General features: G+C 73.2%; 10 protein-coding genes and 1 pseudogene. 5 read left to right on the forward strand and 6 right to left on the reverse strand.

Going from position 1 to position 14,328, the window contains the following annotated elements:
- Window positions 1-107 precede the first annotated feature (107 nt).
- The gene (locus IE321_RS30280; RefSeq protein WP_190225230.1) at window positions 108-1,418 is read right to left on the reverse strand and encodes an LCP family protein; all 1,311 of its coding nucleotides are present in this window, start codon (window positions 1,416-1,418) and stop codon (window positions 108-110) included.
- A gap of 119 nt (window positions 1,419-1,537) precedes the next feature.
- On the opposite strand from IE321_RS30280, the gene IE321_RS30285 reads away from it, so the two are divergent.
- Window positions 1,538-2,071: an acyl-CoA thioesterase gene (locus IE321_RS30285; protein WP_043232059.1), complete on the forward strand. Its 534-nt coding sequence runs from the start codon at window positions 1,538-1,540 to the stop codon at window positions 2,069-2,071.
- Window positions 2,072-2,098: 27 nt separating this feature from the next.
- On the opposite strand, the gene IE321_RS30290 is transcribed toward IE321_RS30285, so the two are convergent.
- Window positions 2,099-3,601, reverse strand: coding sequence for an LCP family protein (locus IE321_RS30290; RefSeq protein WP_443732456.1), 1,503 nt, complete (start codon window positions 3,599-3,601; stop codon window positions 2,099-2,101).
- A gap of 152 nt (window positions 3,602-3,753) precedes the next feature.
- Here IE321_RS30290 and IE321_RS42275 point away from each other — a divergent pair.
- A pseudogene (locus tag IE321_RS42275) lies at window positions 3,754-4,093 on the forward strand (glycosyltransferase family protein); the annotation flags it as partial.
- Window positions 4,094-4,190: 97 nt separating this feature from the next.
- Here the strand turns inward: IE321_RS42275 and IE321_RS30295 are convergent.
- From IE321_RS30295 to IE321_RS30310, 4 genes are all read right to left on the reverse strand, one after another.
- A complete protein-coding gene (locus tag IE321_RS30295; protein WP_190225231.1) occupies window positions 4,191-5,948 on the reverse strand; it encodes an LCP family protein in 1,758 nt (585 codons plus the stop codon).
- Window positions 5,949-5,998: 50 nt separating this feature from the next.
- A complete protein-coding gene (locus IE321_RS30300; RefSeq protein WP_043232062.1) occupies window positions 5,999-7,774 on the reverse strand; it encodes an LCP family protein in 1,776 nt (591 codons plus the stop codon).
- Between the two features lie 249 nt (window positions 7,775-8,023).
- Complete coding sequence (locus IE321_RS30305) at window positions 8,024-9,355, reverse strand: LCP family protein (RefSeq protein WP_226651592.1); 1,332 nt, start codon at window positions 9,353-9,355, stop codon at window positions 8,024-8,026.
- Window positions 9,356-9,599: 244 nt separating this feature from the next.
- On the reverse strand, window positions 9,600-10,352 hold the full coding sequence (locus IE321_RS30310; RefSeq protein ID WP_043232069.1) for a TIGR03089 family protein: 753 nt from the start codon (window positions 10,350-10,352) through the stop codon (window positions 9,600-9,602).
- A 136-nt stretch (window positions 10,353-10,488) separates the two neighbouring features.
- Between IE321_RS30310 and IE321_RS30315 the strand changes: the two genes are divergently transcribed.
- From IE321_RS30315 to IE321_RS30325, 3 genes are all read left to right on the forward strand, one after another.
- Complete coding sequence (locus IE321_RS30315) at window positions 10,489-11,973, forward strand: N-acetylmuramoyl-L-alanine amidase (RefSeq protein ID WP_190225232.1); 1,485 nt, start codon at window positions 10,489-10,491, stop codon at window positions 11,971-11,973.
- 106 nt (window positions 11,974-12,079) lie between these two features.
- The gene (manB, locus tag IE321_RS30320; RefSeq protein WP_043232073.1) at window positions 12,080-13,162 is read left to right on the forward strand and encodes a mannose-1-phosphate guanylyltransferase; all 1,083 of its coding nucleotides are present in this window, start codon (window positions 12,080-12,082) and stop codon (window positions 13,160-13,162) included.
- Window positions 13,163-13,352: 190 nt separating this feature from the next.
- Window positions 13,353-14,312, forward strand: a complete 960-nt coding sequence (locus IE321_RS30325) for a DNA-3-methyladenine glycosylase family protein (protein ID WP_190225233.1) — start codon at window positions 13,353-13,355, stop codon at window positions 14,310-14,312.
- Window positions 14,313-14,328 lie beyond the last annotated feature (16 nt).

The following is a 14,328-nucleotide window of genomic DNA, read 5'->3' on the forward strand; positions in this document are numbered from 1 at the left end:
TCTACGAAGGCACCAACCAGGTCCAGCGCATCGTCATGGCCCGCAACCTCCCGTAGGTCCGGCGGGGACGCCCGTGGCCCCCTCCGGGAGGCCACGGGCGGGGAAGGTCACCGGTTCGACTCGACGGTGACCTTCTCGTCGTTCTTGATCTGCTCCACCAGCTGCTTCACCTTGGGCATGTCCCACTTGAGGGAGCCCTGCGGCGCGCTGCCCGCGATCGGCATGTTCATGGACTTGCCGTCGCCGCCGCTGATGCCCTTCATGGCGAAGAACATCTGCCCCAGGTCCCACAGGGACATGTCCTTGTCGACGATCAGCGTGTCGAGACCGGCGCCGAGGGTCGGGTACAGCGCGAACGGGTTGAGGATCGTGCCCGGCGTCGCCGCCTGGTTCGCCAGCGCGGACAGGAACTTCTGCTGGTTCTTGGTCCGCGCGAGGTCCGACTCGGCGAAGGCGTACCGGGTGCGGACGAAGGCGAGGGCCTGCTCGCCGTTGAGGGTCTGCTTGCCGGCCTGGAAGTCGGCGCCCGACTTCTTGTCCTTGAAGCCCTTGTCGATGTTCAGCTCGACGCCGCCGAGCGCGTCCACGATGTTCGCGAAGCCGGCGAAGCCGATCTCCGCGTAGTGGTCGATCCGCAGCCCGGTGTTGAACTCCACCGTGCGGACCAGCAGCTCGGGCCCGTCCATCGCGTAGGCCGCGTTCAGCTTGGAGCCGCCGCGCGCCGGGTACGCCTTGCCGGACTCGGAGCCGACGAAGTTCGGGATCGTCACCCAGGAGTCACGGGGCAGCGAGACCATCGTGTTCCCGCTGGAGCAGGCCGCGAGGATCATCATCGAGTCGGTCCGCTTGCCCTCGGCGGAACCGGTGTGCAGCTTCTTCTTGTCCTCGGCCGTCATGCCCTCGCGGCTGTCGGAACCGACGATCAGGTACGTCGTGCAGTCGCCCTCGGCGGGCCGCTCGATCACCTTGGAGAGGTCGACCTCGTTGCGCATCTGCGAGCTGGCCCACGCGTACGTGCCGACGCCCCACGCGAGGACGCCGACGACCAGCACGATGGAGCCGATCTTGATCCGCTTGCGCCAGTCCGGCGCGGGACCGGTGGGGCGGGTGCCCGGGCCGGAGGGTCCCCCCGGACCGCCGGAACCGTGGCCGCCGCCCTGCGGGCCGCCGTAGACCTGCCCGGAGCTGTAGCCGGAGTCGTACCCCGTGGCCCGGGCCTGAGTGAAGTTCGGGTTGTACCCCTGGCCCTGGTCGTACCCCTGACCCTGGCCCTGGCCCTGGTCGTACCCCTGGCCCTGGTCGTACGCCTGCCCCTGCTCGTACCCCTGCCGGTACTGCGGGGACTGCTGTCCCTGCGGTCGTCTCTGCACGTGCCGCATGGGGCGGGCGCCCTCGGGCTGCTCAGGCCACTCATTCATGCGGACCAGTGTGCCGGTCTCCGCTTTCCGGGCGACAGGGCGGGTGGAAAATAGGACCGGTGCTGTTGCGAAGCTGATGCAAAGCGGACGACGCCGAAACCCGGCATAAGGTGGAGGACATGACAGATCAGGGCCACATCCCGGGCAAGCCCACCTCGGCCTCCCGCACCACCCTCAGCCACATCATGACCAGCCACGACACCAACCTCCTCGGCACCGTGCACGGTGGCGTGATCATGAAGCTGGTGGACGACGCGGCCGGCGCCGTCGCCGGCCGCCACTCCGGCGGCCCGGCCGTCACCGCCTCCATGGACGAGATGGTCTTCCTGGAGCCCGTCCGCGTCGGCGACCTCCTCCACGTGAAGGCCCAGGTGAACTGGACCGGCCGTTCCTCCATGGAGGTCGGCGTCCGCGTGATGGCCGAGCGCTGGAACGACACCACCCCCGCCACCCAGGTCGGCTCCGCGTACCTCGTCTTCGCCGCCGTGGACGGCGACGGCAAGCCCCGCACGGTCCCGCCGGTCCTCCCCGAGACCGAGCGCGACAAGCGCCGCTACCAGGAGGCCCAGATCCGCCGCACCCACCGCCTGGCCCGCCGCCAGGCCATCAAGGAGCTGCGCGAGCGCCGGGCCGCCGAGGGCTACACCGACTGACCGCGGCGCCGGGGCGGGCACCGGGCGCTACGGGCACACCACCTGGTCCCCGGTCACCGCCTCGAAGGGCCCGCGCACCGGCGCGGTCTCCGCCCGCACCGCCGTGACGCCGTCGTAGTCGGCGCCCACGGTCACCCGCAGCGTCCCGCCCCGCCCCGGCACCGGCTTCAGCTCGGCTCCCGGCAGGGCGGCGGCGAGGGACTTCGCGGACCGGTCCCAGCGCGGGTCGTACTCGACGACCGTCCGCTTCCGCTCGCCCCCCGCCCCGGTCATCGGGGTCCGCGTCGTGTCGAAGCCCGTCCCGCGCAGCGCGTCGTCGACCTTCCGGCCCAGCCCGTCGATCCGCGTCCCGTTGTAGACCTGCACCCGGATCGTCCGCGGAGCCACGTCCACGACGACCGCCTTCGCCTTCCGCTCGGCGGCCGGCTCCGGCCGCGAGGCCAGCGCCCGGTCCTCCCGCAGGGCGGCGAACAGCTTCTGCGCCTTCTCCGCGTCCCACTTCACCGTCGACCCGATCCCCTTCACGGGGAAGTCCATGTCGCCGATCGGCACGGACACGAACTCCGACGACGCCGGCGTGAAGCCCCGCATCGCCTTGGCCAGCGCCAGCAGCTGGTCCGTGCCGAACTCCTCGTCGGCCCGGACCGACCCGAGCAGGGTCGTCGCCACCTCCCGGAACCGCACCGGGTTGAACAGCACCCCGCCGCTGGTCAGCCGGTCCACCAGCGCCGCCAGGAACTTCTGCTGCCGCTGCATCCGCCCGATGTCCGCGGCCCCGTCGATGTGCCGGGAGCGCACGTACTGGAGCGCCTGCCCGCCGTCCAGCTCGTGGGTGCCGGCCGCCAGCCGGAGCCCCGTGTAGGAGTCCCGCACCGGCTTCGTCGTGCAGATCTGCACCCCGCCGACCGCGTCCACCGTCCGCATGAAGCTGGTGAAGTCGACCTCCAGGTAGTGGTCGATCTTGACCCGGGTCATCGCCTCCACCGTCCGCACGGTCAGCGCGGGCCCGCCCTCCGCGTAGGCGGCGTTCAGCTTCACGGGGTGCGCCCGGTGCTTCTCGCCGCTGTTCTGGTCGGTGTGCTCGGGCAGCTCGGCGTACGAGTCCCGGGGCAGCGAGACGACGCTCGCCCGCTCCCGGTCCTCCGAGATGTGCACCAGCAGCACGGTGTCCGTGCAGTGGCAGGGCGCCCCGCCCAGCCGGTACTTCTTCTTCTCCTCGGCGGTGATCCGGTCGCGCCCGTCGGTGCCGACGACGAGCACGTTCATGCCGGTGCCCGCCTGCGGCCGGTTCTTCATGTCCTTGAAGGGGTCGACCCGGGTGATCCCGGTGTCCAGGCCGGTGACCACCGCGTGCCCGATCCCGCCGGCCGCCAGCACCACCACGGACAGCGCGGTCGCCATCCGCATCCCCCAGCGGGGGCGCCGCCGTGCTCGGCGCGCCGGGGCGGGACCGCGCCGCCGGGGGATCGGCGGACGGCCCGGAGCACCCGGCGTGCGGGGCGGACGGGGCGTGCGGGGCGGTGGGGGCACGGGCGGACACCTCCGCGGGTGGGACCGGGTGACGACGGGGCTTGCGGGGACAGGGGGCCGTGAGCACCGTAGGCCCATACGATGAGCCGGTAGGGTCACCGGCCCCGGCGGGGCGCGTCGCTGTCCCCCATTCGCGGTAACGCGACCCGTTGATGAACGCCGCACCCCCCGTATCCGCGATCATGCCGGTCCCCGACGAGGAGCGGCATCCGCGCGCCGCGGTCCGCCACATCCCGGAGCGGGAGCACGACGGCGAGACGGAGGTGGTGATCGCGCCGGGCCCGTCCACGGACCGCACGGACGAGATCGCCGCAGAGCCGGTGCGCGAGGCCCCCGGGTCCCCACCGTGCTCCCCCCACGGGCCGGCCGCCCGCCGCCCTCGACGCCGCGACCGAGGCGTCCCGCCGTCCGACCGTCGTCCGCGTCGACGGGCACGGCACGCTGTCGCCGAACCACATCGCCACCGCCGTCCGCCTCCTGGAGGGGACGGGCGAGACCGGGACGGTCCGAGCCCGCTCGAACGCACGGCGGCGGCCGGGTCCCTCACCACGAGGGGCCCGGCCGCCGCCGTCTCACGCGGGGGAGCGGGTCAGCTCTTCCCGTCCCACTTGTAGACCGAGTACACGTCCATGCACTCCGCCTTGTCGCTGGCGCCCTCCGGCAGGTCGCCGGCCTTGTCCTGGCTCTTCTCGTAGGTGGTGCCCTCGCGCCAGTCCGCGCCCACGGTCAGCACGATGCCCTCGGCGGCGGCGTCCGCGCGGACGGTGGACGGCGGCAGCCCGAGCGCCGTCGCCACGGACTCGGCGTCGGCCCGGCCCTGGTCGCCCGAGGCCTTCGGGTAGACGATGACCGTGCCCTTGCCGGGCTTGCCCTCCTGGGCGGAGACGGCCTCCGTGAAGCCCTTCTCCTGGAGGGCGGTGGCGATGGTCTTGGCCCGGCCCTCCACGGCCGGCTCGCCGTTGCCGTCGGTGCCGTTGACGACCGTGACGGCGAGCGAGGCGGGGGCGGCGGCCGTCTTCTTCGGCTTCGCGGACGCCGGCTTGCCCTTGGCGGGGGCCTTGTCGCCGTTCTTGTCCATGGCGACGTCCTCCCGGAGCATGCTCCAGATCTTCTCGCTCGACGCCAGCGGCTCCAGCCACTCCTTCGGCCGCGCCGGGTACTCCTTCGTCGGGATGGTGATCGTCGAGAGCCGGTCCACCTTGACGTTCTTCAGCTGCATGCCGAGCTCGAACAGCTTGGCGACGCTCTTGATCTCGTCGGACACCTTGATCGCCTCGGTGCCGGTCTCCGCCAGGCCCATCAGCCGGCCGGTGTCGGTCCAGGCGTTCTGCTGCTGGAGCTTCTTCAGCATGCCGTTGAGGTACATGTGCTGGGCCTTGGCGCGGTTCTGGTCGCTGCCGAAGGCGTGCCGGGTGCGCAGCCACTGGAGGGCCTGCTCGCCCTGGACCTCGTGGGTGCCCTCGGGCAGCTTGAGCCCGGAGCCGCCCTTCACGATCGCGTTGGACTTGTCCCAGACGCCGGTCTTCACACAGACCGGGACGCCGCCGACCTCGTCGGCCATGGCGACCACGCCCGCGAAGTCGACCATCATCCAGTGGTCGATGTAGGCGCCGGTCAGGGTCTCCCAGGTGGTGAGCGTGCAGCCCGGACCACCGCGTGCCAGCGTGGAGTTGATGGGCTGGTTCGTGGTGGCCGGGAAGGTCTCCTTGCCGTCCTCGCTCCGGCACTCCGGGATCGGGACCACGGTGTCGCGCGGGATCGATATCAGCGAGGCGTTCTGCCGGTCGGCGGAGACGTGCAGCAGCATCTGCACGTCGGCCCGGGGCTTGTCGTCCTTCAGGTCCTTGCCGCCGCCCAGGGCGACGTTCGCGGCCGAGGCCCGGCTGTCCGAGCCGATCAGCAGGATGTTCAGCGGGGTGTCGCCCAGCGCGTTCGGCGCGGCCTTCTTCACCCCGCTGTCGCCGCCCGCGCGGACGCCGCCCTGGATGTTGTTGTTCAGGTGCTGGTAGTACGCGTAACCGGCGCCGGCCGTCCCGAGTATCACCACCGACACCGCGATCGCCGACCAGCGCAGCACCTTCCGCTTGCCGGCCTTCTTGGCCTGCTTGCGCGCGGCCGCGCGGCCGCCGGCACCGGACGCGGCCGTCCCGTCGCCGCCGCCGTCACCGGATCCGGTCGCGCCGCGCCGTCGCGCGGCACGACCGGCCGGAGCCGGTACGGACGTGGTCGACCCGCCGCCGGCGCCGGTGGCCTCACCCGCGCCGTGCAGCTCGTCGTCCCAGCCCCGTTCTCGGGCGTGCGGAACGCTTGGCTGCGTCCCCTCCCGTCGCACGCTGTTCTGTCCCACCCCAGGTCCCCTCTTCGGTCAGGCGTGCGCCGGACTCCGGTGTTTCCGGGTCACTTCGCGCACACCTGCTTGTCCGCTGCTACTTCTCCCAGATCCTTCGGCGCCTTTGCCGGTCCGGTGATGGGCACCCCCGCGCCCTTGAAGTCGGCGCCGAGGACGAGCGTCATGGGCTCGCGCTCCGCGGCGTCGACGGTTCCCTTCTTGAGCGCCGTCGCCGGCAGGCCCATCATGTCCGCGAGCGCGCGGGCCTGGTCGGCCTGGTTCGGCCCGTACTCCAGGGTCGTCTTCGCCGCCTTCTCGGGGGCGTTGCTCTTGTTGGTGGAGCGAAGGACGCCCTGCTCGTTCTGGAGCCAGTTGAGGGTCGACTGGGCCGCGCCCTGGATGCCGCTGCCGTTGTAGACGTCGACGCGGACCTCGGCGGACGGGGCCCGCTCGCCCTCCAGGAGCGCCGCCTGGGCCTTCGCCTGGGCGCTCTTGGCGGCCTGCTCCTTCTTCTTCACCTCGGTGAGCGAGGTGTCGCTCTGCAGCATCGCGAAGAGCTGCGGCGCCTTGGTCGGGTGCGGGACGACCGTCGCCTTGATCTTCTCGGCGGGGTTGTCGATGACCGGCAGCGTCGCGAAGGCGATGTTCTTGGTGTCGACCGAGGCCAGCTCGCCCGCCAGGCCCTGGAGCTTGGTGAGCGACCCTATCCCCGAGTCGACGGTGAGCGCGTTGGTCGCCGCGTTCGCCAGGTCGTACAGCTTGGTCGGGTCGGTCAGCGTGTCGTCGGACTTCATCTGACGGATCATCGAGCCGAGGAACTGCTGCTGGACCTTGATGCGGTCGAGGTCGCTCTCGTTGCCGAAGCTGTGCCGGGTGCGGACGAAGGCGAGGGCCTGCTCGCCCTGGACGACCGACTCGCCGGCCGGCAGCTTCAGGTGCGACTTGGGGTCGTCGACGGCCTTCTCGACGCAGACCTTCACCCCGCCGACGGCCGTCGTCATCTCCTTGACGGCGTTGAAGTCGGCCATCATGAAGTGGTCGACCTCGACGCCCGTCAGCTCCTCCACGGTGCGCATGACGCAGCCGGGGTCGCGGCCGCTCTGGCCGAGGCTCACGTTGAAGCGGACGTCGGACTCGGCGGGGATCGTCTTGATCTCGTTGCCGACCTTGGTCTGGCACTCGGGGATGTTCGTCTTCAGGTCGCGCGGGATGGAGAGCGCGGTGGCGTTCGTCCGGTCCTTGGAGACGTGGAAGAGGATCGTGGTGTCGGCGTGGCCGGGGCTGTTCTTGTCGCCGTAGCCCCCGTTGCCCGCGCCGGTCCGCTTGTCGGTGCCGATGAGGACGATGTTGAACGCCTCGCCCTTGCGGAAGCCGGCGCTCTTGTTCTTGCCGACGACCTCGACGACCTCGATGTTGTTGTTGAGCTTGTTGTAGAGGGCGTACACGCCGACGGCCCCGCCCACGAGGACGAAGGCCATCGTGCCGCCGGTCCACAGCAGGACCTTCTTCTTGCGGCTGGCGCCCTGCTTGCGCTTGCGGCGGCTCTGCGGCGGCACGCGTCCGCCGCGGGCCGGGCCCGCGGCGGCGTCCTGCCCGTCCTGGTCGGCCGGGCGGCGCCGCCGCTGGCCGGGAACGGGATTCTCGGCCGGGGCGGTTGGCCGGGCCGCGGAGCGGGTACTGGGACCGGTGGTACCGGAACCGGTGCTACCGGAACGGGACCCCGCGGTCGGCGACTGCCCAGCGGAGTGGTCCAGTCGCAGTTCGTAGTTGCCGGTCTGCGGGTTGAGCACCCACTGGTCGGCGGGGTCGATCTCGTCCGCCCGTCCACGGCTGTGCGCGTCCACGGTTCCTGTCCTCCGTCGGTGCCACGCGGGGCGCCTCCCCCTGAGGGCGCCACTCGGTCGTTCGATCCTTGGCTGAGTGCGACCACGCGGTCGGGGTGCACCGGATCGCGTCACACTATCCGCCCAGTTCAGCGCGGGGCGACGTCAGTGACAAATTCCACGGCCCTTACAACCGGGCATTTTTGCTCAAACCACATCGCCCTCCGCCCCTCCCTTGGGCCCCGCTTTACCCATCGGCCCCCCGTGCCGCTACGCACACACCCCTTCGGCCGCGTTCCGCCCCGTGAAGGTGGGCGTCCCGCTCGGCACCGGAGTGTCCGCGTCGTCGGGCTTCCCGTCGGAGGATGCGTCCGCACCCTCGTCCGGTTCCGCCTTCCTCACCACGACCGGTCTGTCCTCGCGCAGTTGCCGGAACAGCTCGCTCGCGGCGGGCTGCACCAGTTCGTCCCGGTTCGCGTTGTACGCGTAGGGCCGCCGCGGCACCGTCAGGAACTGGACCTTCTCCGTCGGGATGGCCCGCATCGTCCGCGCCAGGTCGTACAGGTCCCGCAGCGAGTCGAGCCCCGGGTCCGTGGTGAGGGACTTGGTCGCCGCGTCGAGCACCGGATACAGCTTCGCCGGGTTCAACAGCACCCCGTCGCTCTGCACCTTGTTGACGAGCGCGCCCAGGAACATCTGCTGCCGGTCCATCCGCTCGGTGTCGCTGCCGTTCCCCAGCGACTTCCGGGCCCGGACGAAGCCCAGCGCCTGCTCCCCGTCCAGCGTCTGCCGGCCCGCCGGCAGCTTCAGCTTGGCGTCGCTGTCGTCCACCGGCTCCTTGAGGCAGACCTCGACCCCGTCCACCGCGTCCACCATCTTCTTGAAGCCCCGGAAGTCGATCACCATGTGGTGGTCGACCCGGATCCCGGTCAGCTTCTCGACGGTACGGATCGTGCACGCCGTCCCGCCCCACTCGAACGACCAGTTGAACTGCGCCTGCTGCTCCCGGGTCCGGCCGCCGCCCTCGGTCCTGGCGCAGCTCGGGATCGTCACCATCAGGTCGCGGGGGATCGACACGGCCGTGGCGCCCGACTCGTCGGCCGACAGGTGCAGCAGGATCACGGTGTCCGAGCGCTGGGTTCCCTTGTCCCGGCCGTACTCGCGGTTCCCCTCGCCGGAGCGGGTGTCCGAGCCGATCAGGAGGATGTTCCGGGCGGCCGACACGACGGCCGCCGGGCGCTCCTTCTCGTACCGGCGCAGCTCGTCCGCCGCGGTGGTGTCCGTGGTGATGTTGTCGTCGAGCTTCCGGTAGAACCACCAGCCGGTCCCCGCCGCGCCGAGCAGCACGACCGAGACGCCGAGCGCCGTCCACCGCAGCCAGTGCCGCCGCGGCTTCGCGGGCGCGCCGGAGCCCCCGTCCGCGGGGTCGGCGGATTCCGGGGAATCCGGGGAGTCCCCGCCCCCGGAGTCCCCGCCCCCGGAGTCCCCGGAGCCGGCGGGCTCCGGGCCCCGCTCCGTCGGCGGCTCCTGCTCCCGTTCCCGCTCCCGCTGCCGCTCCGGTTCCGGGTCCGGTTCGGCGGGGGTGCCAGCGCGGTCCGTCACGTCGTCAGTCCGTCCTTCGGGGCGTCTCGGGCACGTCGGGCGCCCGGCGTTCGCAGAAGGAGACGGCCGAACCCGACGCGGGGTTGTACGGAGGAGACGACTCCCCCCGCGCCGATCATGTACCGGACTCGCCGCGCGGTCGCGGGTACGCGGCGCGTCGATCGGCCGAACGGGTGCAAGGGAGGCGACGGACGCGCGAACGCCGCGCGCCGGCCGCCCCGCCCGGGACCGGACCGGCCGCCCGTCAGAGCGCCGTGGCCGTGACCCGCTCGCTCTCGATCCGCTTCTCCAGCGCCTCCGGGGCCAGTTCGCCCACATGCCGGCAGAGCACCACGGAACCGCCCGCGACCAGGGGCGCGTACAGCCCGGCCGACAGGCCCTCCCAGCCCTCGTACGGCAGCCCGGACAGCAGCCGCGAGCCGGGGCCGAGCCCGAGCCGCACGGCGTCGAGCCGGGCCTGCTCGACGAGCTGCGCGCCGCTGCGTTCCTTACCGTCGACGACGAGGGCCGGCGCGTCCGCGTCCACCGGGGCGAACGGCGCGAACCGGTCGCCCTGGCCCGGCACCTCGACCGCGTAGTCCGCGTACCCGGCGGGCGGGGCGGGGAAGCGGCGCCCCAGCGGCGCCAGGGAGAGCGCGATCCGCTCCCCGGAGCAGGCGAGGCCCGCCTCCAGCGTGTCCGGCCCCGCCACCACCAGGTCGGCGTCCGCCGGATCGCCGCCCAGCTCGGCCGTCACCCCGACGGAGGAGCAGGCGAGCAGCCAGACGGCGGTCTGCCAGTGCGCGGGCAGCAGCAGCGCGAGCCGGTCGCCGGGCTCGGCGGACAGCTCGCCCTGGAGGAGGTTGGCCGTCTTCGCCACCCAATTGGCGAAGGTGGCGACGGACAATTCCACCCGCTCACCGGTGGAGTCGTCGTAGTAGGTGACCAGAGGGCGGGCGGGGTCCGCGGCGAGCGCGGATCGCAGCAGGTCGGCGGGGGTGCGGTCGCTGGCGTTCACGCCGCACAGGGTACGCGGGCCGGCGCGCCGCCCTGGGCCGAACCGGTGACGGTGTCCTCCGGTCGGCCTGACGCGCCGTCCGGTTCCGGCCGCCGCCCGCCGCGCGCCCCGCCCGTCGGCTCCGCACGATCGGGCCATGCGTGCCTCACTCGCCTCCTCGATCGCCGTCGCCTGCGCGGCCGCGCTCGCCCTGCCGGTCACCCTCGTCGCCCCCGCGACGGCCACCGCGCGCCCGGCGGCGAACGCCCTGCCACCGGCCCAGGACGAGCTGCCGGGCTCCACCCAGTCCCTGCCGCTCCGCCCCCTGGGCGCCTCCGTACGCTCCTTCGGCGACCCCGGCGCCGCCGCACGGGAGCAGGGCCTGGGCCGACGGGACGTCAGACCCTTCTCGCTCGTCGGCGTGGTCTGGGACGACCCGGCGGCGGAGCTGCACGGCACCGTCCAGGTCCGCACCCGCGCGACCGCCGACGGCGTCTGGTCCGCCTGGCAGGACGTCGAGACCCACAACGAGGAGCACGGCGCCGACCCGGAGTCGGCCGAGGGCGCCGCCGGCACCCTGCGCGGCTCCACCGCCCCGCTCTGGGTCGGCGACTCGGACGGCGTCGAGATCCGCGTACGGGCGGAGGAGGGCGCGCCGGCCGGCACGGCGGAAGGCGCGGCGGAGGGGACGACGGAAGGCGCGGCGGAACGCGCCCCGGAGGCCCGTACGGCGACGGCCCCGCTCCCGGCCGGACTCCGCCTCGAACTGGTCGACCCGGGCGAGGAGCCGGCGGCGCCCCCCGCCCCCGGCACCCGCGCGATGGCCCCGCCCGCCGTCCTCACGGCCGCCGAGGCCGCCGCGAGCGGCGTGAACAGCCGACCGGCGCCGTACGGCGCGACCGTTGTCCCGGCCGCGCCCCGGGACGACACGGTGGCCGCGCCCGTCCACGAGACGGCGGCGGAGCCGGCCGCGGGCGAGGCGGCGGCCGCGCAGGCGGCCGCCGCGCCGGTCCGGGAGGCCGCGGCGAAGAAGCCGTACATCGGCCCCCGCCCCAGGATCATCACCCGCAAGGGCTGGGGCGCCGACGAGAAGATCCGCGAGAAGGGCTTCGTCTACACCAAGACGATCAAGGCGGCCTTCGTCCACCACAGCGCCACCGGCAACAACTACACGTGCGGCCAGGTCCCCTCCGTCCTGCGCGGTATCTACCGCTACCACGTGAAGAGCAGCGGCTGGCGTGACTTCGGCTACAACTTCGCCGTCGACAAGTGCGGAAACATCTACGAAGGCCGGGCCGGGGGAGTGGCGAAGCCGGTGCTCGGCGCCCACACCCTCGGCTTCAACACCAACAGCATGGGCGTCGCCGTCCTCGGCACCTTCACCAGCAGCACCCCGTCGGCCGCCGCCGTGACCGCCGTCGCCCGCCTCACGGCCTGGAAACTGGGGCTCCACGGCATCGACCCGAAGGGCACCCAGACCCTCGTCTCGGGCGGCGGCAACCTCTACAAGAAGGGCCGGAAGGTCCGCTTCCACACCATCGCCGGACACCGCGACGGCTTCGCCACGGACTGCCCCGGAGGACGCCTCTACAACAAGCTCGGCACCGCCCGCGCCTCCTCGGCGAAGTACCAAGGTCGGTGATGAGGGGGCGCGGAGGCAACCATCTGCATAAACTGACCGGTCATATCGCACGGACGACCGAGACGGGCGCGCTGACCGGCCCCGAAGCAGGAAGCAGAGACGACACGTGACAGAGGCGATCCTCCTCGTCGGGGGCAAGGGCACCCGGCTGCGACCGCTCACGGTCAACACGCCCAAGCCCATGGTTCCGGCGGCCGGCGTCCCCTTCCTGACGCACCAGCTGGCCCGGGCCAAGGCCGCCGGCGTCGAGCACATCGTGCTCGCCACCTCCTACCTCGCCGAGGTCTTCGAGCCGCACTTCGGCGACGGCTCCGACCTCGGCCTGAGCCTGGAGTACGTGACGGAGGAGGAGCCGCTGGGCACCGGCGGCGCGATACGCAACGTGGCCTCCCGGCTGCACTCGGGGCCGGACGAGCCCGTCCTGATCTTCAACGGGGACATCCTCACCGGCCTCGACATCCGCGCCCTGGTGGCCACGCACGCCGACTCCGGCGCCGACGTCTCGCTGCACCTCACGCGCGTCGAGGACCCGAGGGCCTTCGGCCTGGTCCCCACGGACGAGACGGGCCGGGTGACGGCCTTCCTGGAGAAGCCCCAGACGCCGGAGGAGATCGTCACCGACCAGATCAACGCCGGCGCGTACGTCTTCCGCCGCTCGGTCATCGACTCGATCCCCACCGGCCGCCCGGTCTCCGTCGAGCGCGAGACCTTCCCGGAGCTGCTCGCCGCCGGCGCCCACCTCCAGGGCATGGTCGACTCCACGTACTGGCTGGACCTCGGCACCCCGCAGGCGTTCGTCCGCGGCTCCGCCGACCTGGTCCTGGGCCGCGCCCCCTCCCCGGCCGTCCCCGGCCGCTGCGGCGACCGCCTGATCCTCCCCTCGGCCCGGGTCGCCCCCGACGCCAAGGTGACCGGCGGCACGGTGGTCGGCGCGCACGCCACCGTCGGCGAGGGCGCCCGCGTCACGGGCTCCACCCTCCTGGCCGGCGCCACCGTGGAGCCCGGCGCGGTCGTCACCGACTCCCTCATCGGCGCCGGCGCCCGCATCGGAGCCCGCTCGGTCCTCACCGGCGCCGTCATCGGCGACGGCGCCCACGTGGGCCCGGACAACGAACTCCGCGACGGCATCCGCATCTGGTGCGACGCCACCCTCCCCGCGGGCACGGTCCGCTTCAGCTCGGACCAGTAACCCCCGGGGACCCACGCTCCCCCGCCCCGGCCGCCCCCCCCGTTGTGGGCATGCGTTCCGCCGGGGCGGAACGGGTGGGCACAACGCCCCCAGGGCGCCGCCCGCCCCGAGCCCCCGCACCCTCCGCACCGCCCCCGGCCCGGGCCGGCGACGCCCCGCGCTCCTCACCCGCCCGGCTACGCTCGTACGCATGGCCGGTCGCTTCGTACCCAGACCCACCCGCACCACCACCCGCGGCGGCGACACCCAGGTCCCGGACGAGCGGCGGCAGGAGCACCTGGACCTCGGCCTCACCCTCGGACCGCTCCGCAGGGGCCCGTACGACCCCACCTTCCGCGTCACCGAGGACGGCTCGGTCTGGCGCGCCACCCGCACCCCGGAGGGCCCCGCCACGCTCCGCGTGCGCGCGCACGGCGCCGAGGCCGAGACGAGCACCTGGGGCCCGGGCGCGGGCTGGCTCGACGCGCACCTCCCGGCCCTCCTCGGCGCCGAGGACGACCCCGCCGCCTTCGTCCCCCGCCACAAGCTGCTCCTCGCGACCCACCGCCGCCGCCCGGGCCTCCGCCTCACGCGTACCGGCCTGGTCCTGGAGTCCCTGATCCCGTCCGTCCTGGAGCAGAAGGTCACGACGACGGAGGCGTACGGCTCCTGGCGCCGCCTGGTCCTCCAGTACGGCGAGCGCGCCCCGGGCCCGGCGCCCGAGGGCCTGCACGTGATGCCGGACGCCCGCACCTGGGCGAGGATCCCGTCCTGGGAGTGGCACCGCGCCAACGTCGACGGCAAGCGCGCCGCCACCGTCGTCCGCGCCGCGCGCGTGGCCCCCCGCCTGGAGGAGGCGGCGCAGCTGCCGCCCCCGGAGGCGCGCAAGCGCCTGGAACTGATCCCCGGCATCGGCCCCTGGACCTCCGCCGAGACCGTCCAGCGCAGCAACGGCGCCCCGGACGAGGTCACCACGGGCGACCTCCACCTCCCCGGCATCGTCGGCTGGGCCCTGGCGGGCGACCGCACGGCCGACGACTCGACGATGCTGGAGCTCCTGGCCCCCTACGAGGGCCAGCGGCACCGGGCCGCCCGGCTGATCCTGCTCAGCGGCCGCACCCCGCCCCGCCGGGCCCCCAGGCTGTCGCCGAACGACATCACCCGCATCTGAGGCCCGGCCCCGCGCG

Origin of the sequence: Streptomyces hydrogenans, assembly GCF_014656075.1 — a bacterium.
Lineage (GTDB): Bacteria > Actinomycetota > Actinomycetes > Streptomycetales > Streptomycetaceae > Streptomyces > Streptomyces hydrogenans.